Origin of the sequence: Rhodoblastus acidophilus (assembly GCF_900187365.1) — a bacterium.
Taxonomy (GTDB): domain Bacteria; phylum Pseudomonadota; class Alphaproteobacteria; order Rhizobiales; family Beijerinckiaceae; genus Rhodoblastus; species Rhodoblastus acidophilus.
Genome location: NZ_FYDG01000011.1, coordinates 57,303 through 76,603 on the forward strand (window position 1 = coordinate 57,303; position 19,301 = coordinate 76,603).

Annotated in this window: 13 protein-coding genes and 1 riboswitch; of the genes, 8 read left to right on the top strand and 5 right to left on the bottom strand. The window is 66.1% G+C overall.

The window, feature by feature from the left end; genetic code table 11:
• Positions 1-309: 309 nt before the first annotated feature.
• Both CFB24_RS16915 and CFB24_RS16920 read right to left on the bottom strand, forming a co-directional pair.
• Positions 310-1,788: an HlyD family type I secretion periplasmic adaptor subunit gene (locus CFB24_RS16915; RefSeq protein ID WP_088521822.1), complete on the bottom strand. Its 1,479-nt coding sequence runs from the start codon at positions 1,786-1,788 to the stop codon at positions 310-312.
• The gene (locus tag CFB24_RS16920) at positions 1,785-3,983 is read right to left on the bottom strand and encodes a type I secretion system permease/ATPase (RefSeq protein ID WP_088521823.1); all 2,199 of its coding nucleotides are present in this window, start codon (positions 3,981-3,983) and stop codon (positions 1,785-1,787) included. Before CFB24_RS16920 ends, CFB24_RS16915 begins: the two co-directional genes overlap by 4 nt.
• Before the next feature lie 211 nt (positions 3,984-4,194).
• Between CFB24_RS16920 and CFB24_RS16925 the strand changes: the two genes are divergently transcribed.
• On the top strand, positions 4,195-6,138 hold the full coding sequence (locus CFB24_RS16925; protein WP_088521866.1) for a potassium transporter Kup: 1,944 nt from the start codon (positions 4,195-4,197) through the stop codon (positions 6,136-6,138).
• Between the two features lie 11 nt (positions 6,139-6,149).
• Here CFB24_RS16925 and CFB24_RS16930 read toward each other — a convergent pair whose 3' ends face one another.
• Positions 6,150-6,836 (bottom strand): response regulator, encoded by a 687-nt coding sequence (locus CFB24_RS16930; protein ID WP_088521824.1) that lies wholly within the window; start codon positions 6,834-6,836, stop codon positions 6,150-6,152.
• Entirely contained in the window at positions 6,833-8,857 is a 2,025-nt protein-coding gene (locus CFB24_RS16935; RefSeq protein ID WP_088521825.1) for a DUF4118 domain-containing protein, read from the bottom strand. Before CFB24_RS16935 ends, CFB24_RS16930 begins: the two co-directional genes overlap by 4 nt.
• 186 nt (positions 8,858-9,043) lie before the next feature.
• Positions 9,044-9,150, top strand: a riboswitch (guanidine-I (ykkC/yxkD leader).
• A gap of 87 nt (positions 9,151-9,237) precedes the next feature.
• Between CFB24_RS16935 and CFB24_RS16940 the strand changes: the two genes are divergently transcribed.
• From CFB24_RS16940 to atzF, 7 genes are all read left to right on the top strand, one after another.
• Positions 9,238-10,299, top strand: coding sequence for a putative urea ABC transporter substrate-binding protein (locus CFB24_RS16940; protein ID WP_088521826.1), 1,062 nt, complete (start codon positions 9,238-9,240; stop codon positions 10,297-10,299).
• 32 nt (positions 10,300-10,331) lie between these two features.
• Positions 10,332-11,150 (top strand): ABC transporter permease, encoded by an 819-nt coding sequence (locus CFB24_RS16945; protein ID WP_088521827.1) that lies wholly within the window; start codon positions 10,332-10,334, stop codon positions 11,148-11,150.
• Positions 11,147-11,893: an ABC transporter ATP-binding protein gene (locus CFB24_RS16950; RefSeq protein WP_088521828.1), complete on the top strand. Its 747-nt coding sequence runs from the start codon at positions 11,147-11,149 to the stop codon at positions 11,891-11,893. Before CFB24_RS16945 ends, CFB24_RS16950 begins: the two co-directional genes overlap by 4 nt.
• A 75-nt stretch (positions 11,894-11,968) precedes the next feature.
• A complete protein-coding gene (locus tag CFB24_RS16955; RefSeq protein WP_088521829.1) occupies positions 11,969-12,769 on the top strand; it encodes an urea amidolyase associated protein UAAP1 in 801 nt (266 codons plus the stop codon).
• 11 nt (positions 12,770-12,780) lie between these two features.
• Positions 12,781-13,434: an urea amidolyase associated protein UAAP2 gene (locus CFB24_RS16960; protein WP_088521830.1), complete on the top strand. Its 654-nt coding sequence runs from the start codon at positions 12,781-12,783 to the stop codon at positions 13,432-13,434.
• On the top strand, positions 13,435-16,968 hold the full coding sequence (gene uca / locus CFB24_RS16965; protein ID WP_088521831.1) for an urea carboxylase: 3,534 nt from the start codon (positions 13,435-13,437) through the stop codon (positions 16,966-16,968).
• Entirely contained in the window at positions 16,968-18,752 is a 1,785-nt protein-coding gene (atzF, locus tag CFB24_RS16970) for an allophanate hydrolase (protein ID WP_088521832.1), read from the top strand. Before uca ends, atzF begins: the two co-directional genes overlap by 1 nt.
• A 13-nt stretch (positions 18,753-18,765) precedes the next feature.
• Here atzF and CFB24_RS16975 read toward each other — a convergent pair whose 3' ends face one another.
• A complete protein-coding gene (locus tag CFB24_RS16975; RefSeq protein WP_141098477.1) occupies positions 18,766-19,284 on the bottom strand; it encodes a hypothetical protein in 519 nt (172 codons plus the stop codon).
• Positions 19,285-19,301 lie beyond the last annotated feature (17 nt).

Sequence of the window (19,301 nt, forward strand, 5' to 3'; positions counted from 1 at the left end):
GGACGGTGGGTTCCTGGCTGGAGAACTTCGGGGCCGAACTCATTTCGGACGGGACTCGCCAGACGCCATCATGTCGTCCGCTAAGCGTTGGAAGCCTTAGCGCCTCCGCTGGGTCGCCACGCAGGACGCGCGATGCGTGCGCATGGGATCGGCGGCGGCGCGAGCGGCGGCGTCGGCTCGGCGCGCTCGGGCCAGATTGCGGCTCCGTCATTCCGATCCGGTTGTTGCGGATGATAAAATTCTAGGGAGTTCGCCGCCCGCCGCCGCGTGGTGAACAAGACGTTTCGCCGGCGTTTCCGGAGGGCCGCGTCAGCGTTCCTTCAGCGCCTTCGACGCGGTCTCCACCAGCGGCGAAAACACATATTCGAGGATGCGCCGCTTGCCGGTGGCGATCTCGATTTCCACGGTCATGCCGGGGCTCATCGGGATGCGCTCGCCCTCGATGGCGAGATGATCGGACTCTGGAGTGAGCGTGACGGGAAACACCAGATTCTGCACCCGCTGCGCCCCCGCGAACGTCCGGGCGTTGCGGTTCGATTTGGTCGCGTCTGCCTCCGCGTTCTGCGCGTCGGGTTCGGGAATGGCGTCGAAAGCGATGCGCTCGACCGTCGCCGCCAGCGAGCCGTAGCGCGTGAAGGGAAAGGCGTCGACCTTCACCACGGCGGCCTGTCCCTTTTTCACAAAACCGATGTCCTTGTTGGCGAGATAGGCCTCGATTTTCAGCCGCGCGCCCTCGGGCACGATTTTCGCCACATCCTCGCCGCTCCCCAGCACCTGGCCGATGGTGGTGACGGACAGGCCCATCACCACGCCGTCGATCGGCGAGGTCAGCGCCAGCCGGCCCGACTTGAGCCGGGTCTTGATGTGCTTCTGCTCGAAATCGTCGGTCTGGCGCTGGGCGTCGGCGAGCTTTTGCGTGTTTTCGGCGACAAAGGACGAGATGGTCTTGCGCCGGTCCTCCGTCAGAACCTTGATGGCGGCGATGGTCTGGGCGCGCTGGGCGATCTGGCCGTTCAGCGCGGTGGTTTCGCTCTGCATCCGTTCGGTGGCGTCGATCACCGACGCCTTGGAGCCGGCGCCGCTGGGCACCAGCGCCGCGCGCATGTCCACGCGCTGCCGCAGCGTGGCGATCAGCGCCTGTTGCGAGGCGATGGTGGCGGCGAGCTGGTCGCGTTCGGTTTCCTTCTGGGCGATCTGGGCGTCGAGCGAGGCCAGCGCCGAGGCGAGTTGCGCGAGGTCGCTGTCGAGCACTTTTTCCTCGCGCGCGCGATTGGCGGGCGGGATGTCGGCGGGCCAGACGATGGCGGCGGGCTCCGAGGTTTTTGGCGCGGCGTCGATCGCGGCGCGGCGGCGCAGCGCTTCGGCGCGCCACGCCGCCAGCGTCCCCGCGGCGTCGGTTTCGTCGGCCCTGGCGTCGCCGGGGTCCAGCTCCACGAGGATGTCGCCGGCCTTGACGTGCTGGCCGTTCTCGACATGCAGGGCGGCGACCTTGCCGCCTTCGAGCGGCTGGATGATCTTGGTGTCGCCGACCGGCTTGAACTTGCCCTGGGCCACCGCGACAATGTCGATCTTGCCGAAATAGCTCCAGGCCAGCGCGGCGGTCGCCAGCGCGCAGATCGTGACGATCATGGCCATGCGGACGGGGGAGGGCGGGGTGTCGAGAATCTCGATGTCGGCCGGGTGAAACTCCATGTCGGCGGCATGGGTGTCGTAGCGCGTCAGCGAGGGGAGGGACGGGGCCGGCTCCAGTCCCGCGCGCAGTTTGTTCAGCAGGGCGCGGGCGGTCATGCGACCTCCTTCCGCGCGCCGGTCGCGCCGTCGTCTTCGTCGCCGGTCGCGTTTTGCAGCTTCCACAGATAGGCGTAGAGGCCGTTCGGCTTCGCCAGCAGTTCGGCATGCGTTCCCGCTTCGGCGATGCGGCCGTCGAACATGCCGATGATCGTGTCGCAGTCGCGCACGGCGGCGAGCCGGTGGGCGATGATGAAGACGGTGCGCCCCTGGACGATGGCGCGCATGTTGCGCTGGATGATGCGTTCGCTCTCGTAGTCGAGCGCCGAGGTGGCCTCGTCGAAGATCAGGATGCGGGGATTGGTCGAGAGCGCCCGCGCGATGGCGATGCGCTGGCGCTGCCCGCCGGACAGATTGGCGCCGCGCTCCTCCAGCACCGTCTCGTAGCCTTCCGGCAGCTTGTTGATGAATTCCTCCGCGCCCGCGAGTCGGGCCATGGCGATGACATGCGCGCGCGACATCGACGGGTTGGCGAGCGCGATATTGTCGTGGATGGAGCGGTTGAACAGCAGGTTCTCCTGCAGCACGACGCCGATATTGGCGCGCAGCCACGCCGGGTCGAGATGGGCGAGATCCGCGCCGTCGAGCAGCACCTGGCCTTCCTCGGGACTGTAGAACCGCTGCGCCAGCTTGGTCAGGGTGGACTTGCCGGAGCCGGAGGGGCCGACAATGCCGATGCAGCGCCCCGGCGACACCGCGAACGAAATGTTCTTCAACACCTGCGGCGCATTGGGACGATAGCGGAAGCAGACATTTCTGAATTCGATATGCCCGCGCGGCGGCGGCAGCGGCGTCGAGATGGTCGGCGCATGTTCCGGCGCGCTGTTGAGGATATCGCCGAGCCGCTCGACGGAAATCTGCACCTGCTGGAAATCCTGCCACAGCTGCGACAGCCGCAGGATCGGCTGCGACACCTGTCCCGCGATCATGTTGAAGGCGACGAGTTCGCCGACGGTGAGTTCGCCGTCGATGACGGCCTTGGCGCCGAACAGCAGCAGCGCCGCCGACGACAGTTTCGACACGAACTGGATCGCCTGTTGCGCCTTGGCGCCGAGCATGGAGGCGCTGAACGAGGCCCGGACATAGGCCGCGAGCCGGTCCTCCCATTCCCGCGCCATGATCGGCTCGACGGCGGCCGCCTTGATGGTCTGCATGCCCACCACGGATTCGACCAGCATCTGCTGGCTTTCGGCGCCGCGATTGAATTTCTCGTTGAGCTTTTCCGACAGCAGCGGCCGCGCCAGCGTGGCGATCAGCAGGTAGAGCGGAATGGTGGCGATCACCACCAGCGTCAGCTTCCAGGAATAGGCGAACAACACGCCGATGAAGATGAAGCAGAACAACAGATCGAGCGCGGAAAACAGGCCTTGTCCGGTCAAGAAGCCGCGAATGCTCTCCAGCTCCCGCATGCGCGCCACGGTCTGCCCGGTGGCGCGGGTCTCGAAATAGGAGACCGGCAATTTCGCCAGATGCCGGAACAGCCGCTTGCCCAGCTCGACGTCGATGCGGTTGGTGGTGTGGGTCAGGGCGTAGCTGCGCAGATATTGCAGCACGGCGTCGAACACGCCGATGACGACGAGGCCCGCGACCAGCACGAACAGGGTGGAATAGCCGCGCTGCGTCAGAACCTTGTCGACGACGACCTGGAAGAACAGCGGCGACACCAGCGCGAAGATCTGCACGAACAGGCTGGCGAGCAGAACATGGCCGAACGGTTTGCGGTAGCGCCACAGCGAAGGCAGGAACCAGCGGAACCCGAACGTGCGGGGGTCGGCGCCGAAGCCGATGCGGCGGGTGACCAGCAGCACATGCGGCTTGATCGCGGCGGCGAGGTCGTCGAGCGCAAAATCCGTAGGCGCTTGCGTGATCGGGTTGAGCGTGCGCCATTGGGCGTCGGGCGTGCGTCCGGTGAGGATGAGGAACCCGCCGGTCTTGAGTTCGACCAGCGCGGGAACCGGCATGCCCGCGAGCCGCTCGGGCTTGCCGAAGCTGGTGAGGCGCGCCTTGAGGCCGAGGAAACGCGCGGCGATCATCAGATCCTTGCCGTCGGCGGCCGTCTTGTGCAGGGCGAGCTCCCGCAGCAGATGGGCGGGATCGGCGGCGATGCGGTAGTAGCCGGCGATGGCGCAGAGGCCGCACAGGCCGGATGCGTCCGGGGCGTCCAGAACAGGCTCTGACGAAACGCTGGAACTCATGAGGGATGTTGCAACCTTTGGGTGTATTAATTGACAAAATACAATTCCTGAGTGTCAATCCGGTTAATGGGCCGCCGGCGCGACGCGCGTCATCTTTATGTTTTCCTTATGCGGACGCATCGCATTCCACATCGCTTCCTTACGCGGCTTTGTGCGACTGTGCGGAAAACAGATCGTGACCGCCACGACAAAGGCCCAGCAGGATGCGTTGATGTCGCAAGACGCCTTAGAAGAGCCTTCCATCGAGTCTGCCGTTTCCGCCCCCTCGACGCTCCCGCAAGTCCCCGCCGGCCCCGACCCTCATCCCGAAGGGTTCTGGACCATGATGCTCGGCTCGATGGGCGTGGTGTTCGGGGATATCGGCACCAGCCCGCTCTATGCGCTGAAAACCGCGCTCGACCACATGAAGGCCGACGGCGTGGTGGAATCGGAGGTGATCGGCGTCGTTTCGCTGCTGATCTGGGCCTTGTTCATCACGGTGACGCTGAAATATGTCGCGTTTTTGATGCGGGCCGACAACAAGGGCGAAGGCGGCACGCTGTCGCTGATGGCGCTGGCGCGCAAGTCGCTTGGCCGCGGCTCGAAACTGATTTTCGTGCTCGGCGTCGCCGGCGCGGCGCTGTTTTCCGGCGACGCCATCATCACCCCGGCGATCTCGGTCCTGTCGGCGGTGGAGGGCCTCAACACGGCCTCGCCCGCGTTTCAGCCCTATGTCCTGCCGATCGCCGTGGTCATTCTGGTGTCGCTGTTCGTGGCGCAGAGCAACGGAACCGCGCGGGTGGCGTCGTTCTTCGGGCCGGTGATGGTGGTGTTTTTCGGCCTGCTCTCCGTGCTCGGCGTCGCCCACATTTCCGATGCCCCGCGCATTCTCACGGCGTTCAACCCTTTGCTGGGCCTGAGCTTCCTGTTCGGCCACGGCGCCGCGGGCTTTGTCACGCTCGGCCTCGTCTTCCTCGCCGTGACCGGCGCCGAGGCGCTTTACGCCGACATGGGCCATTTCGGCCGCAAGCCGATTCAAATCGCCTGGCTGTGCTTCGTGCTTCCGGCCTTGGTGTGCAATTACCTCGGGCAGGGCGCGCTGGTGCTGAACGACCCCGAGGCGGTCAAGGATCCATTTTATCTGATGGCGCCGCAATGGGCGCTGATTCCCTTCGTCCTGCTCGCCACGGCGGCGACCGTCATCGCCTCGCAGGCGGTGATCACCGGCGCGTTTTCGCTGTCGCGTCAGGCGATCCAGCTCGGTCTGCTCCCGCGCCTGGAAATCCAGCACACCTCCGCCAGCACGGAAGGGCAGATCTACGTGCCGCGTGTGAATCGGATGCTGCTGATCGGCGTGCTGCTGCTGGTGTTCCTGTTCCGCAGTTCGGACAATCTCGCCAACGCCTATGGCATCGCCGTCACCGGCACCATGCTGGTCACCACCAGCCTCGCCTTTTTCGTGGTGCGCAATTCATGGGGCTGGCCGCTCCGGGTCGCGCTGCCGGTGATCGGCTTCTTTCTGGCGGTCGATCTGGCGTTTATGGCGGCCAATCTGGTCAAGGTGTTCGAGGGCGGCTGGGCGCCGCTGACGATGGGCGCGCTGGCCATGGTCATCATGTGGACCTGGGTGCGCGGCTCCGACCTCCTGCGCAAGAAGACGCAGCGCGATTCCATTCCGACCGCCGATCTCATCCGGCTGCTGGAGAAATCGAGGCCGCAGCGCGTCGCCGGCACGGCGGTGTTCCTCACCGGCGATCCTCAGGTCGCGCCTTCGGCGCTGATGCACAACCTCAAGCATAACAAGGTGGTGCATGAGAATGTGGTGATCATGAACATCGTCACCGAGTCGATCCCGCGCGTGTCCGAGGCCTGCCGTTTCGAGATCGGAAAGCTGTCCGGGGATTTCCTCCAGGTCACCCTGCATTTCGGCTATATGGAAAGCCCGCGCGTGCCCGCCGCCATGGCGCTGATGCGCAAGGCCGGCTACAAGTTCGACATCATGACGACGTCGTTCTTCCTCGGCAAACGGACGCTGAAAACCTCGCCGGCGTCGGGAATGCCGGTCTGGCAGGACAAGCTGTTCGTCACGCTGGCGAAGCAATCGGCCAACGCCACCGACTTCTTCTCAATCCCGTCGGACCGGGTGATCGAACTGGGCGCGCAAGTCACCATCTGATACGGCGCTGTTCATTCGCCCGCGCACAGCCGATAGCCGACGCCGGCCTCGGTGCGGATCAGGCGGGGCGCGTCGGCGTCGGGTTCGAGCTTGGCCCGCAACTGGCCGACGAAAACCCGCAGGTATTGCGTGTCTTGCCGATGCGCCGGCCCCCAGACCTGCGTCAGGATTTCGCGGTGGGTGACGACCTTGCCGGCGTGGCGCACCAGAACCGCGAGCAGGTCGAATTCCTTCGGCGTCAGCTTGATCGACTGGCCGTCGCGGCTGACCAGCCGGGCGTCGAGATCGACGCTGAGGCCGTCCGCCTCGAACCGGGCGATCTCCTTTTCCGCAGTTGCGGCGTGGCGCAGCGCCGCCCGCAGCCGCGCCAGAAATTCGCCGATAGCGAAGGGTTTTTCCACATAATCGTCGGCGCCGAGGTCGAGCGCGGCGATCTTCTCCGCCTCGCGGTCCCGCGCCGACAGCACGATCACCGGCGCCTTCGAGAAAGCGCGCGCGCGTTCCAGCACCTCCTTGCCGTCCATGTCCGGCAGGCCCAGGTCGAGCACGATCACGTCGGGCGCGGCGGTGGCGATCAGATGCAGCGCCTGCCGGCCGGTCTCGGCCGTCAGCACGTCATAGCCGCTGGCGGCCAGCGCGGGCTTGAGGAAACGATGGATCGGGGCCTCGTCGTCGACCACCAGCACGCGCGCGTTCATGCCGGGTCGACCTTCAGCCGCGCGGCGGGAAAGCGCAGCAGGATTCGCGCGCCGCGCCGGCGCGTCGCCGGGCTTTGCGCCTCGATGGTTCCGCCCATGGCTTCCACCAATCCCTTGCAGATCGACAGGCCGAGGCCGGTGCCGGCCTTGCGCCCGTCGGGCCGCCCGCCGCGATAAAATTTCTCGAAGATGCGGGCGAGATCGGCCGGCTTCACGCCAGGACCGTCGTCGGTGACGCTGATGACCACGGTTTCGCTCCCGTCGCTCTGCTTCTCCCGCCGCGCGTGGATCGCGGCGTTTCCCGCATATTTATGCGCGTTGTCGAGCAGGTTGAACAGCACCTGCTCCAGCATTTGCGCGTCGCCGCCAATAAAAGGAAGGTCTGGCGCCACGCTGGTCTCGATGGGGAAGCCGGGAAAGGTTTTTTGGATGCGCTCGGCGGCGGCGCGCACGCTTTCCGACGGCTCGATCAGGTCGCGCCGCAGTTTTAACGCGCCCGATTCAATCCGCGACATGTCCAGCAGATTGGCGACGAAGCGCGACAGGCGCGCGGCCTCCTCCTCGATCGACGCCAGCAGGTCGTCGCGGTCCGTCTCCGGCATTTGCGCGCCGAGCTGCCGCAGCGTGGTCACCGCGCCGGTGATCGAGGACAGCGGCGTGCGCAAATCGTGCGACAGCGATGACAACAGCGTGGTGCGCAGCTTCTCGTTGTCTTCCAGCGCGGCGGCGCGCACCGCCTCGCCAATCAGCAGCGAACGGTCGATGGCCAGCGCCGTCTGTTCGAGCAGGGCGGCGAGTTCGCGCTCCTGCTCGGGCGCGAGCGGCGCGTCCGGCTGTTTCGGCGTGAAGCCGCACACGCCCACCGCGCCGCGCGGACTGAGCAGCGGGCGGAACTGCATGGCGAGATCGGGCAGGGTGTGCGTGCGCCAGCCCGAAACCTCCTGCTTGTCGAACGCCCATCGCGCCGCGCCGACTTCGCCCGCCGACAGCGCGCGGTCGGGCGGGCAGGCGACGCGCAACTGGAGGTCGCCGTCCTGCGGCAACAGCAGCGCGACGGCGTCGCCCTGCGTGCGGCGCAGATGGGTCGCGGAGGCCTGGAGCACGTCGTCGAGCCGCGCGGCGCCGGCGAGCTTGCGCGAGAAATCGTAAAGCGCGGCGATGGCCTCGGCGCGCTGGCTCGCCGCCGTCGCCTGATCGTGGACGCGGCCCGCCAGCGAGCCCGTCAGCACCGCGACGATCAGGAACACCAGCAGGGACAAAACCTCCTGCGGCTCGGCGATGCTTAAGGTGTGGAGCGGCTGGATGAAGAAGAAATTATAGGCGAGCGCCGACAGCAACGACGCCGCCACCGCCGACCACGGGCCATAGGTCGCGGCGCAGCCGAGCACCGCCAGCAGGAACACCATCGACAGATTGGGCAGGTCGAGCGCCAGCGTCAGCGCCTCGCCGACGCCCACCGCCAGCGCCACCCCGGCGAAGGCCGCCGCGATCCCGGTCCAGAGCCGGGCCGGGGGCGCCGGGATCGCCAGCGCGCGGCGGCGCGGCGGGGGCGCCGGCGCGTTGACCACATGCAGCGAAACGTCCGGCGCCCGTTCGGCCAGGGCGGCGACGAAACCCGCGCCGGTCAGCCGCCGCCATAGCGTTTGTCGCGGACGGCCCACGACGAACTGGGTGACGTTTTCGCGGCGGGCGAGCCGCAGGATTTCGCCGACCGTGTCGACCGCGATCAGCCGCCGCGTTTCCGCGCCGAGCCGCTCGGCCAGATGCAGGGCGGAGTCGAGCCGCTTCAGCCGGACGGGGTCGGTCTCCTCGCGGCCGGGGCGTTCGGCGTGGACGACGATCCACGCCGCGTTGAGCCGCGTGGCGAGACGACCGGCGGCGCGGATCACGATCTCGGCGCCCGCGTCGGCGCCGACGCACGCCAGCAGGCGGTCGGAAACCTCCCATGGCGCCTCGATGGCGTTTTGGCGCGGCGTATCGGCCATCGGGTCGTCGATCCCGTCTTTGGCGGTTGCGGTCATGCCCCATGTTAAAGCGTTTTCGAGCGAAGTGGATTCCGGTTTGCGCCGCCATCCCCGCGCGCGGAAAGGCGGCGTCGATCCCGCCGCGTCGATTCACATCGTATGCTTAAATTATAGGCAATTGTTGCCGAAAACATCATCAGCGCCCGACTAGGCATTTGGGGTTTGTCGCCGTAACCTATGAGGAGAGTTGGCGGCTAGGGTTCCGGTCTTTTTAAGAGACGCTGGTCCGAGAGTCGCCGCCCGAAGGGAGACATCCTTCGGAGCCACGGCGGGACAAAAACCCGGGAGACCTCGTAAAGCCAAGGGATTGGCGGTACGATGGTTTCTGCCGATCCCTCATCATGTCAAAATCTGTTCGTCAGATTCGAGGGATCATCATGCGCAAGACCTTCCTCCGCACCCTTCTGCTCGCCGGTTCGGCGCTCGCCCTGAGCCTCGGCGGCGTCCAGGCCGAACCCAAGAAAAGCTTCAAGGTCGCGTGGTCGATCTATGTCGGCTGGATGCCCTGGGGCTATGCCGCCGACGCCGGCATCGTCAAGAAATGGGCCGACAAATACGGCATCGCCATCGAGGTGAAGCAGTTCAACGACTATGTCGAGTCGATCAATCAATACACCGCCGGCGCCTATGACGCCGTGACCATCACCAATATGGACACGCTGTCCACCCCCTCCGCCGGCGGGGTGGATTCGACCGCCGTCATCGTCGGCGACTTCTCCAACGGCAACGATGCGGTGATCCTGAAGGGCAAGGACAAGCTCGCCGCCATCAAGGGCCAGAAGGTCAATCTGGTCGAGTTTTCCGTGTCGCATTACCTGCTCGCCCGCGCGCTCGAAAGCGTGAAAATGAGCGAGAAGGATGTGAAGGTGGTCAACACCTCCGACGCCGACATGGCGGCCGCCTACAAGACGTCCGATGTCACCGCCGTCGTCACCTGGAACCCGATCGTGTCGGAAGTCCTGGGCGACAAGGACGCGAAAAAAGTGTTCGATTCCTCGCAGATCCCCGGCGAGATCATGGATCTGATGGTCGCCAACACCCAGGTGGTCAAGGACAATCCCAATTTCGCCAAGGCGCTGGCCGGCATCTGGTACGAGACGATGGACAAGATGGCCGGCGCCGACGGCAAAGCCGCCAAGGAGGCCATGGCCAAGGCCTCGGGAACCGATCTCGCGGGCTTCGAAAGCCAGCTCGCCTCGACCAAATTGTTCGCCAAGCCGGCCGACGCCGTCGCCTTCGCCGAGAGCAAGGATGTCGGCGCGACGATGAACCACGTGCGCAGCTTCCTGTTCGACAAGGCGCTGCTCGGCAAGGACGCCAAAAGCGCCGACGCCGTGGGCATCGAACTGGCCGACAAGAAAGTTCTGGGCGACGCGAAAAACGTCAAGTTCCGCTTCGACGCCAGCTTCATGAAGCTGGCCGCCCAGGGCAAGCTGTAAGAATTTCGGCCGCCGTCGACAGGACCTGACCCATGCGTCTGTTGAATCGAAAACCCACCCGAGGGCAGGAGTTGGCGTTGATCGCCTTGCCGTTCCTGTTGACGGCGGCCGTCTATCTGGTTTTTTCCGCGCTGCGGCTTGCGGACAATCCCAACGACAAGCTGCTGCCCTCGCCCGCCGCCATGGTGGAGGCCGTGCGCACGCTGGCGTTTCACGCCGATCCGCGCACGGGCGCCTATATTTTCTGGGTCGACACGTTCGCCAGCCTGCAACGGCTGTTCGTCGCGCTCGGCCTCGCCACGGGCCTCGCCCTGGTGATCGGCCTCGCCATCGGCGTGCTGCCGGTCATGCGCGCGCTGCTCCACGATTTCGTCGCGGTGGTGTCGATGGCGCCGCCGCTGGCCTTGCTGCCGATCCTGTTCATCGCGCTCGGCCTCGGCGAGGCGTCCAAGATTGCGCTGATCGTGATCGGCTGCGCCCCGGTGATGATCCGCGACCTCGCTCTGCGGGTCGATGAATTGCCGCGCGAGCAATTCCTGAAAGCGCAGACGCTGGGCGCCAGCACATGGCAGATCGTGCTGCGCGTGGCCTTGCCGCAAATGCTGCCGCGCCTGATCGACTCGCTGCGGCTGTCGCTGGGCCCGGCCTGGCTGTTCCTGATCGCGGCCGAGGCCATCGCCTCGGATTCCGGCCTCGGCTATCGCATCTTCCTGGTGCGGCGCTATCTCGCCATGGACACGATCCTGCCCTATGTCGCGTGGATCACGCTGCTGGCCTTCGTCTCCGACGCCGCGCTGCGCTTTGTGCAGGCGCGCGCCTTCCCCTGGTTCGCTGCGGCGAGGGCGTCATGAGCGCGATCAAGGTCGAAAAGGTCTGGAAGGAAATCGGCGACCAGATCGTGCTGGAGAACATCAGCTTCGAACTCGCCTCGCGCGAATTCCTGATGCTGGTCGGCCCTTCGGGCTGCGGCAAGACCACGTTTCTGCGCATGTTGCTCGGCGAGACCGCGCCGACGCGCGGACGCATCCTGCTCGACGGCGAACCGCTGCCCGCCGAACCCGACAGCCGCCGCGGCATTGTGTTTCAGCGTTATTCGGTGTTCCCGCATCTGACCGCGCTCGGCAATGTGATGCTGGGCGCCGAATTGCGCGAGGCGCCGCTGCTCGGAAAAATTTTCGGCGCGCGCCGCAAGGTTCTGCAGGAGGAGGCGCGGGCTCTGCTGGCGGAGGTCGGCCTCGATCACGCCGAAAACAAATATCCGGCGGAAATGTCCGGCGGGATGCAGCAGCGGCTGGCGCTGGCGCAGGCGCTGATGCGCCGCCCGAAAGTGCTGCTGCTCGACGAGCCGTTTGGCGCGCTCGATCCCGGCATACGCGGCGACATTCAGGCGCTGATGCAGAAAATCTGGAACGAGAGTCCGCTGACCGTGGTGATGGTCACGCACGACTTATCGGAAGCGTTTCGGCTGGGCACGCGCATCCTCGCCTTCGAGCGTCGGCGCGACCGCCCGGAAGAAAAGACGCGTTACGGCGCCACGCTCGCGCAGGACATTCCGATCTGGCCGCGCCGCATCGCCGGAGCCCTGAAGATTTGAAACCGCCCCGGCCGGGACGACCCGGCCACATCGGGGGCAAGCCGGGACGGCCCGGAATTTTGGACCGAGGCAGCCATGAGTCTGACCGAAGCGCAACAGGCGGAAATCGCCGTCAATCGCGCCAATTACGAAAAGCTGAAAAGCGCGGGGCAGGAGGCGCGCGCCCTGCCGCCGCTGACGCCGAAGGATGGCGCGGCGCTTTCGCCAGAGCATGCGCTGGCGCGCGAAACCATTCCCGGCGGCTGGTACTGGTACGGCAAGGTTTTGAGCGGCGAGACCTTGCGTCTCATCAATTCCGAGGGTCGCTCGTCGGCCTCGATCCTCGCCTGGAACGCGCAGGACGTGTCCGAGCGCATCAACCACGCCGATACGGTGAAGGTGCAGTGGAGCGCCGCGCTGCAAAAGGGCCGCGTGATCCTGTCCGACATGGGCAAGGTCGTTTTCTCCATCACCGAGGATACGTCGGGCGCGCATGACGCGCTGGTGGGCGGCTCCACCGCCGCGAGCAATGCGAAAAAATACGGCGGCGACTTTCGCAACACCCGCGACAATTTCATCCTGGCCGCGGCCAAGCTCGGCTTGTCGCGCGCCGACATTCCGCTGCCCGTCACGTTTTTTGCGCCGGTCGAAACCGACGCCGACGGCGTGTTCGTGTGGAACGAAGCCAAGCGGGCGAACAACGATCTCGTCGATTTGCGCGCGGAGCAGGATCTGCTCGTCGCCATCTCCAATTGCCCGCATCCATTCGATCCCGCCCCGGATTACGCGCCGGGTCCGCTGCGCCTGATCATTTCGCGGCAGCCAATCGCCGCCGACGATTTCTGTCGCAGCGGCAGTGCGGAAAGCATCCGCGCCTTCGAAAACACGTTTGCTTGAGGGAGGCCATCATGAGCAAGATCATCTGCGCCCCCTCCAAGCTCGACCCCGCTAAGGCGGCGCAAACATTTCATATCCCTGCGAAAAAGCCGTGGTCGGCTTTGGTTCGCAAAGGCCAGACTCTGCGCATCGTCGATTGCTGCGGCCAGCAGGCGGTGGACACGTTGTTTTACAACGCCGCCGATTATTCCGAACGCTATTCCGTTAACGATACGTTGCGCGAGCAGGGTTCGGCCTATGTGGTGATGGGCACGAAACTCGTCTCCAACGAGGGCCGCGTGATGGCGTGCATTGTCGCCAACACCGGCGGCGCGCATGACACTTCGGCGGGGGCGTGCTCCTGCGAGAGCAACACGGTGCGCTTCGGCCATCACGTCAAATACCAGCACGCCTGCCGCGAGAATTTCGTGCTGGAGGTCAGTAAATACGGCATGACCAAGCGCGACATTGCGCCCAACATCAATTTCTTCATGAACGTGCCGGTCGAACCGGACGGCAAGCTCGCCATCGTCGATGGCGAATCCAAGCCCGGCGACTATGTCGAACTGGTCGCCGAAATGGACATTCTGTGCGTGATCTCCAATTGCCCGCAGATCAACAATCCCTGCAACGGCTTTATTCCGACGCCGGTGCAGGCTCTGATCTGGGACGCGCCGGAGGCATAGATGTTCACGAAAATCCTGATTGCCAACCGGGGCGAGATCGTCTGCCGGATCGGGCGAACCTGTCGCAAAATGGGGATTTCCAGCGTCGCCGTCTATTCCGACGCCGACCGTTTCGCGCGCCCCGTGCGCGACGCCGACGAGGCTGTCCGCCTCGGCCCGGCGCCGGCGGCCGAAAGCTATTTGCAGGCGGAGAAAATCATCGCCGCCTGCAAGCAAGTTGGCGCGCAGGCGGTGCATCCCGGTTATGGATTCCTGTCCGAAAACGTCGGTTTCGCGGAGAGGCTGGCGGCGGAGGGAATCGCCTTCATCGGCCCGCGTCCCGAGCATTTGCGCGCCTTTGGCTTGAAGCACACGGCGCGCGAAATCGCCGAAAAGGCGGGCGCGCCGCTGCTGCCGGGAACGGGCGTTCTCGACGACGTCGAACAGGCTTTGGCGGCGGCGGAAACCATCGGCTATCCCGTCATGCTGAAAAGCACGGCGGGCGGCGGCGGCATCGGCATGCAGCTTTGCGAAGGGCCGGAGTCGCTGCGCGAAAAATTCGACAGCGTGCGCCGCACGGCGCAGGCCGGATTTGGCGATGCGCGGCTGTTCCTGGAGCGCTTCGTCGCGCGCGCGCGTCATGTCGAAGTGCAGATTTTTGGCGACGGCAAGGGCCGCGTGGTGGCGCTGGGCGAGCGCGATTGCTCGCTGCAACGCCGCAACCAGAAGGTGATCGAGGAGACGCCGGCGCCCGGCCTGTCCGACGCTTTGCGGGCCGAGTTGCGGGAGGCCGCCTGCGCGCTGGGTCGAGCGGTCAATTACGAATCCGCCGGCACCGTCGAATTCATCTACGATGTCGCGCGCGAAAAATTCTATTTCCTCGAAGTCAACACGCGCTTGCAGGTCGAGCATCCCGTGACGGAAGCCGTGTTCGGCGTCGATCTGGTGGAATGGATGATCCGTCAGGCTGCGGGCGAGGACGTGCTCACCGGCTTTGAACCGAAGCCGCGCGGCGCGGCGATGGAGGCGCGGCTTTACGCCGAAAATCCCGCGCAAAAATTCCGGCCGAGCGCCGGCCTGCTGACCGAAGTCGTTTTTCCGCAAGACGCGCGCATCGACGGCTGGATCGAAACCGGCGCCGAGGTCACCGCGAACTACGATCCGATGCTGGCGAAGATCATCGTCCATGGCGAGACGCGCGCCGACGCGCTCACAAAATTGCGCGCCGCCCTCGACGCCACGCGCGTCGCCGGCATCGAAACCAATCTGGCTTATCTGCGCGCCGTCGCCGCCTCCGACATTTTCGCGCGCGGCGAGGTCGCCACCAACGTGCTGCCGCATTTCGCCTTCGCGCCTGACACCCTCGACGTGCTCAGCCCCGGCGCGCAATCGACGATCCAGGAGCTTCCGGGGCGCCTGGGCCTGTGGGACGTCGGCGTGCCGCCGAGCGGCCCGATGGACGAAAAAAGTTTCAGACTCGCCAACCGCATCGTCGGCAATGCCGAGACGACCACCGCGCTGGAAATGACCGCGCGCGGCGCCACGCTGCGCTTCAATTCGGATGTGATTTTCGCGCTGGCCGGGGCGCGGATGAAGGCGACGCTCGACGGCGCCGACATCGCCAACAACATTCCGCATCAGGCCAGAGCCGGGCAGGTGTTGGCGCTCGGCGCGGTGGAAGGGCCGGGGCTGCGCACCTATCTCGCGCTGCGCGGCGGTTTTAACGCGCCGGAGTTTTTGGGCTCGCGCGCCACCTTCACGCTGGGCGGTTTCGGCGGCCATGCGGTGGGGGCGCTAAAAGCCGGCGACGTGCTGCATTTCGGCGACGCCCCCCCCGTCAGCGAACCCCGGCCGGCGCAAGACGACGAACTGCCGCCGCTGACGCGCGACTGGCGCCTGTCGGTGATTTACGGCCCGCATGGCGCGCCGGATTTCTTCCTTGAGGACGACATCGCAACGCTGTTCGCCGCCGAATATGAGGTGCATTTCAACTCCGCCCGCACCGGCGTTCGGCTCACCGGCCCCAAGCCGAACTGGGCGCGCGCGGACGGCGGCGAAGCCGGACTGCATCCCTCCAACATTCACGACAACGCCTATGCCATCGGCGCGGTGGATTTCACCGGCGACATGCCGATCCTGCTCGGTCCCGATGGCCCCAGCCTCGGCGGCTTCGTCTGCCCCGCCGTGACCGCGCGCGAGGATTTGTGGAAGCTCGGCCAGCTCAAGCCCGGCGACAAGCTGAAGTTCGTTCCGGTGGCGCGGCCAAACGATCCGGTCGCCGGCCCCACTGTGAAAGCCGCCTCGGGCTCGGCCATACTCGGCAAGGTCGAGGGGGAAATCCCCGCCGTCTATCGCCGCGCCGGCGACGACAATCTGCTCATTGAATATGGCCCGATGGCGCTCGACATCGGCCTGCGCATGCGGGTGCATCTGCTGGCGCAAAAGGTGCGGGAGGCGAGACTTCCCGGCCTGATCGACATGACGCCGGGCATACGCTCGCTTCAGGCGCATTACGACAGTTCCGTGCTGTCGCGCGGAAAGCTGCTGGACGCGTTGCGCGCGATCGAGGCCGACATGCCCTCGACCGAGGCGATGAAAGTGCCGAGCCGCATCGTGCATCTGCCGCTGTCTTGGAACGATCCGCAGGCGCAGCTCGCCATGCGCAAATATCAGGAGCTGGTGCGCCCCAATGCGCCCTGGTGCCCCGACAATATCGAGTTCATTCGCCGCATCAACGGCCTCGACGATGTGGCGTCGGTGCAGAACATCATCTTCGACGCCAACTATCTCGTGCTCGGCCTCGGCGACGTCTATCTCGGCGCCCCCGTCGCGACGCCGGTCGATCCGCGTCATCGCCTCGTCACCACCAAATACAATCCGGCGCGCACCTGGACGCCGGAAAATGCGGTGGGCATCGGCGGCGCCTATATGTGCGTTTACGGCATGGAGGGGCCGGGCGGCTATCAGCTGTTCGGCCGCACCATCCAGATGTGGAACAGCTGGCGCACGACGCCGGAGTTCAAATCGGGCGCGCCGTGGCTGCTGCGCTTTTTCGACCAGATCAAGTTCTTCCCGGTCAGCGCCGACGAGCTTTTGGAGGCGCGGGCGGCTTTTCCGCACGGCGCCTATCCCGTAAAAATCGAGGAAACGGAATTTTCCTACGCCGATTACAAGGCGTTTCTCGCCCGCGAGGCGGACGGGATTTCCGCGTTCAAGACGAAACAGCAGGCCGCCTTCGAGGCCGAGCGCCAGCGCTGGCGCGACGCCAAGATCGACGACGCCCCGCTCAATGAAGCGGCGAGCGCGCTCGGCTCCGGCGGCGAGGTTCCCGACGGCTGCATCGGGCAGTTTTCCGAGGCGCCGGGCAATGTCTGGCAATGGCGGGTCAACGAGGGCGAGCACGTCGAGATCGGGCAGACTTTGGTGGTGATCGAGTCGATGAAAATGGAAATTTCCATTCCCGCAACGGCGCGCGGAATCGTCCGCAGCCTGTTGGTCAAGCCCGGACAGACTCTTCGCGCCGGCGATCTCGTCTGCGCCCTGGAGGAAGTGTGATGGCGCTGTTCACCCTGGACTCCCTGCGCGGTCGCTACGCGGAGAATCCCGAAAATCTGTTCGAGGTTGTCGAGGAGGTTTTGGCGCGGATCGACGCCTGCGACGATCCCGCGATTTTCATCAGCCGGGTCGCGCCGGACGATCTGCGCGCCGCCGCCCGCGCTCTACTTTCGCACGCGCCCGATCCGAACAGTCTGCCGCTGTGGGGCGTTCCCTATGCGGTCAAGGACAATATCGACGTCGCCGGCATGGCCACCACCGCGGCCTGTCCCGACTACGCTTATGTCGCGGAAAAGGACGCCGCCGTGGTCGCCCGCCTGCGCGCGGCGGGCGCGCTGCTGGTGGCCAAAACCAATCTCGACCAGTTCGCCACCGGCCTCAACGGCACGCGCTCGCCCTATGGCGCGCCGCGTTGCGTGTTCGATCGCGATTATGTGTCGGGCGGTTCGTCCTCCGGCTCGGCGGTGGCGGTCGCGCGCGGGCTGGTCGCCTTTACGCTCGGCACGGATACGGCGGGGTCGGGCCGCGTGCCCGCCGCGTTCAACAATATCGTCGGCGTCAAGCCGACGCCCGGCCTCGTTCCTTCGACCGGCGTCGTTCCCGCTTGCCGCAGCCTCGATTGCGTCAGCGTGTTCGCGGCTGATGTCGCCGACGGCGTGGCTTTGCGCCGGGTGATCGAAGGGTTTGATGCGGACGACGGCTATTCCGTCGCGCCGGCGCGCGTCGGGCTGCCGCCTCGTCCGCGCGTCGGCGTTTTGAGCGCCGGAGATCGCGAATTTTATGGCGCCGCCGAAAACGAAAAACTCTACGCTCAAGCTGTCGCGCTGGGCGAAAAGTTGGGCTGGCGCATGGTCGAATTCGACTACGCGCCCTTCGCCGAAATCGCGGCGCTGCTTTACGAGGGGCCGTGGCTGGCGGAGCGCCTCGCGGCCCTCGAAATGTTTCTCGCGCAAAAGCCGGAGGCGTTCGAGCCGACCGTGCGCGGGCTGATCGAAAGCGCGAAAAAATTCTCCGCCGCTGACGCTTTTCGCGGACACTATCGGCTAAAAGAGCTTTTGCGCGCGGCGGAACGGGAAGCCGAAAAATTCGACGTCATGCTGCTGCCGACCTCGCCCATTCAGCACACGGTCGCGGCGATGTTGGCCGATCCCGTGCGGCTCAACGCGCAACTCGGCCGCTACACCAATTTCGTCAATTTTCGTCGCATGGCGGCGATCGCGGTTCCCGCCGGTTTTCGCGGCGACGGCCTGCCGTTCGGCGTCACCCTGATCGGCTCGCCGCATAGCGACGAAGCCCTGGCGCCGCTTGCGGCGGCGTTCCATGCCGCGACGGGATGCGGCGCAGGTTTCGCGCGCGAGAAAATTGCTGCGGTCCCGCACGCGCCCTTGAGCGATCGAATCGACATCGTCGTGGTCGGCGCCCATCTCGCGGACCAGCCGCTCAACTGGCAATTGACCCAGGGCGGCGGCTGGCTGGCGGAGGCGACCCGCACCGCGCCGGACTATCGTCTCTACGCGCTGGCCAACACCACGCCGGCCAAGCCGGGGCTGATCCGCGAGCCGGGCTTTGCCGGCCCAGGCCTGGAGGTTGAGGTCTGGTCGCTGCCCGCCGACGCCTTTGGCCGCTTCGTCGATGCGATCCCCGCGCCGCTCGGAATCGGCAAGGTGACGCTGGCCGATGGCCGGAGGGTCGCCGGATTCCTCTGCGAGAGCCACGCCCTGGCCGGCGCGCGCGACATCACGGATTTCGGCGGATGGCGGGCGTTTCTGGCGGGGTCGGCCTGAGAGCCGCCTTCGCTCACGCGCGCGCGGATCCGGCCTTGCGCAATCGGGCGCGCAGATAGAGCAGCGCGATCTCGACGCCGAACTGGCCTTCGGCGGCGAACAGGGTTAGAGGCGCGCGGCCGTTGAACGGCGCCTCGGCGATCCCCGCGCGCAGCCAGGACAGGGTCGCCTCCGGCGCGCCGCACAGGTCGAGCGCCGCGCCAAGAGTTTCGAGCGCCAGAATCACCCGCGAGGGATCGCGCTGCACGCCGAACAGGGCGGCGCGCTCCTGCGGGGCCAGACCGACGATATCGGCGATGCGGGCGAAGGCGTTGGCGATGTCGGCGTTTTCGAGCCGGATCGTTTCCGGCGACGCCTCCGCCGTGGGGCGCGCGCCTGCGCGATGCGCGGGTCGCGCCAGCCAGTCGCGCGCCGCGCCCGCCCATTCCGCCATGGCGATTCCGCCGGGGCGCGCGGTCGGCGCGAAGCCGGGAATGAACCGCGGCGCGCTCATTTCCTCGGGATCGAATTCCACGCCAAACGCCAGGGCCATGCCCGTCTCCATCCGTT

What these genes read in the sequence shown, in the direction of transcription:
- CFB24_RS16920 (WP_088521823.1), bottom strand. Translation starts at nt 3,983, where the DNA reads ATGAGTTCCAGCGTTTCGTCAGAGCCTGTTCTGGACGCCCCGGACGCA.
- CFB24_RS16925 (WP_088521866.1), top strand. Translation starts at nt 4,195, where the DNA reads ATGTCGCAAGACGCCTTAGAAGAGCCTTCCATCGAGTCTGCCGTTTCC.
- CFB24_RS16955 (WP_088521829.1), top strand. Translation starts at nt 11,969, where the DNA reads ATGAGTCTGACCGAAGCGCAACAGGCGGAAATCGCCGTCAATCGCGCC.
- CFB24_RS16935 (WP_088521825.1), bottom strand. Translation starts at nt 8,857, where the DNA reads ATGACCGCAACCGCCAAAGACGGGATCGACGACCCGATGGCCGATACG.
- CFB24_RS16940 (WP_088521826.1), top strand. Translation starts at nt 9,238, where the DNA reads ATGCGCAAGACCTTCCTCCGCACCCTTCTGCTCGCCGGTTCGGCGCTC.
- CFB24_RS16975 (WP_141098477.1), bottom strand. Translation starts at nt 19,284, where the DNA reads ATGGCCCTGGCGTTTGGCGTGGAATTCGATCCCGAGGAAATGAGCGCG.
- atzF (WP_088521832.1), top strand. Translation starts at nt 16,968, where the DNA reads ATGGCGCTGTTCACCCTGGACTCCCTGCGCGGTCGCTACGCGGAGAAT.
- CFB24_RS16950 (WP_088521828.1), top strand. Translation starts at nt 11,147, where the DNA reads ATGAGCGCGATCAAGGTCGAAAAGGTCTGGAAGGAAATCGGCGACCAG.
- CFB24_RS16945 (WP_088521827.1), top strand. Translation starts at nt 10,332, where the DNA reads ATGCGTCTGTTGAATCGAAAACCCACCCGAGGGCAGGAGTTGGCGTTG.
- CFB24_RS16960 (WP_088521830.1), top strand. Translation starts at nt 12,781, where the DNA reads ATGAGCAAGATCATCTGCGCCCCCTCCAAGCTCGACCCCGCTAAGGCG.
- CFB24_RS16930 (WP_088521824.1), bottom strand. Translation starts at nt 6,836, where the DNA reads ATGAACGCGCGCGTGCTGGTGGTCGACGACGAGGCCCCGATCCATCGT.
- uca (WP_088521831.1), top strand. Translation starts at nt 13,435, where the DNA reads ATGTTCACGAAAATCCTGATTGCCAACCGGGGCGAGATCGTCTGCCGG.
- CFB24_RS16915 (WP_088521822.1), bottom strand. Translation starts at nt 1,788, where the DNA reads ATGACCGCCCGCGCCCTGCTGAACAAACTGCGCGCGGGACTGGAGCCG.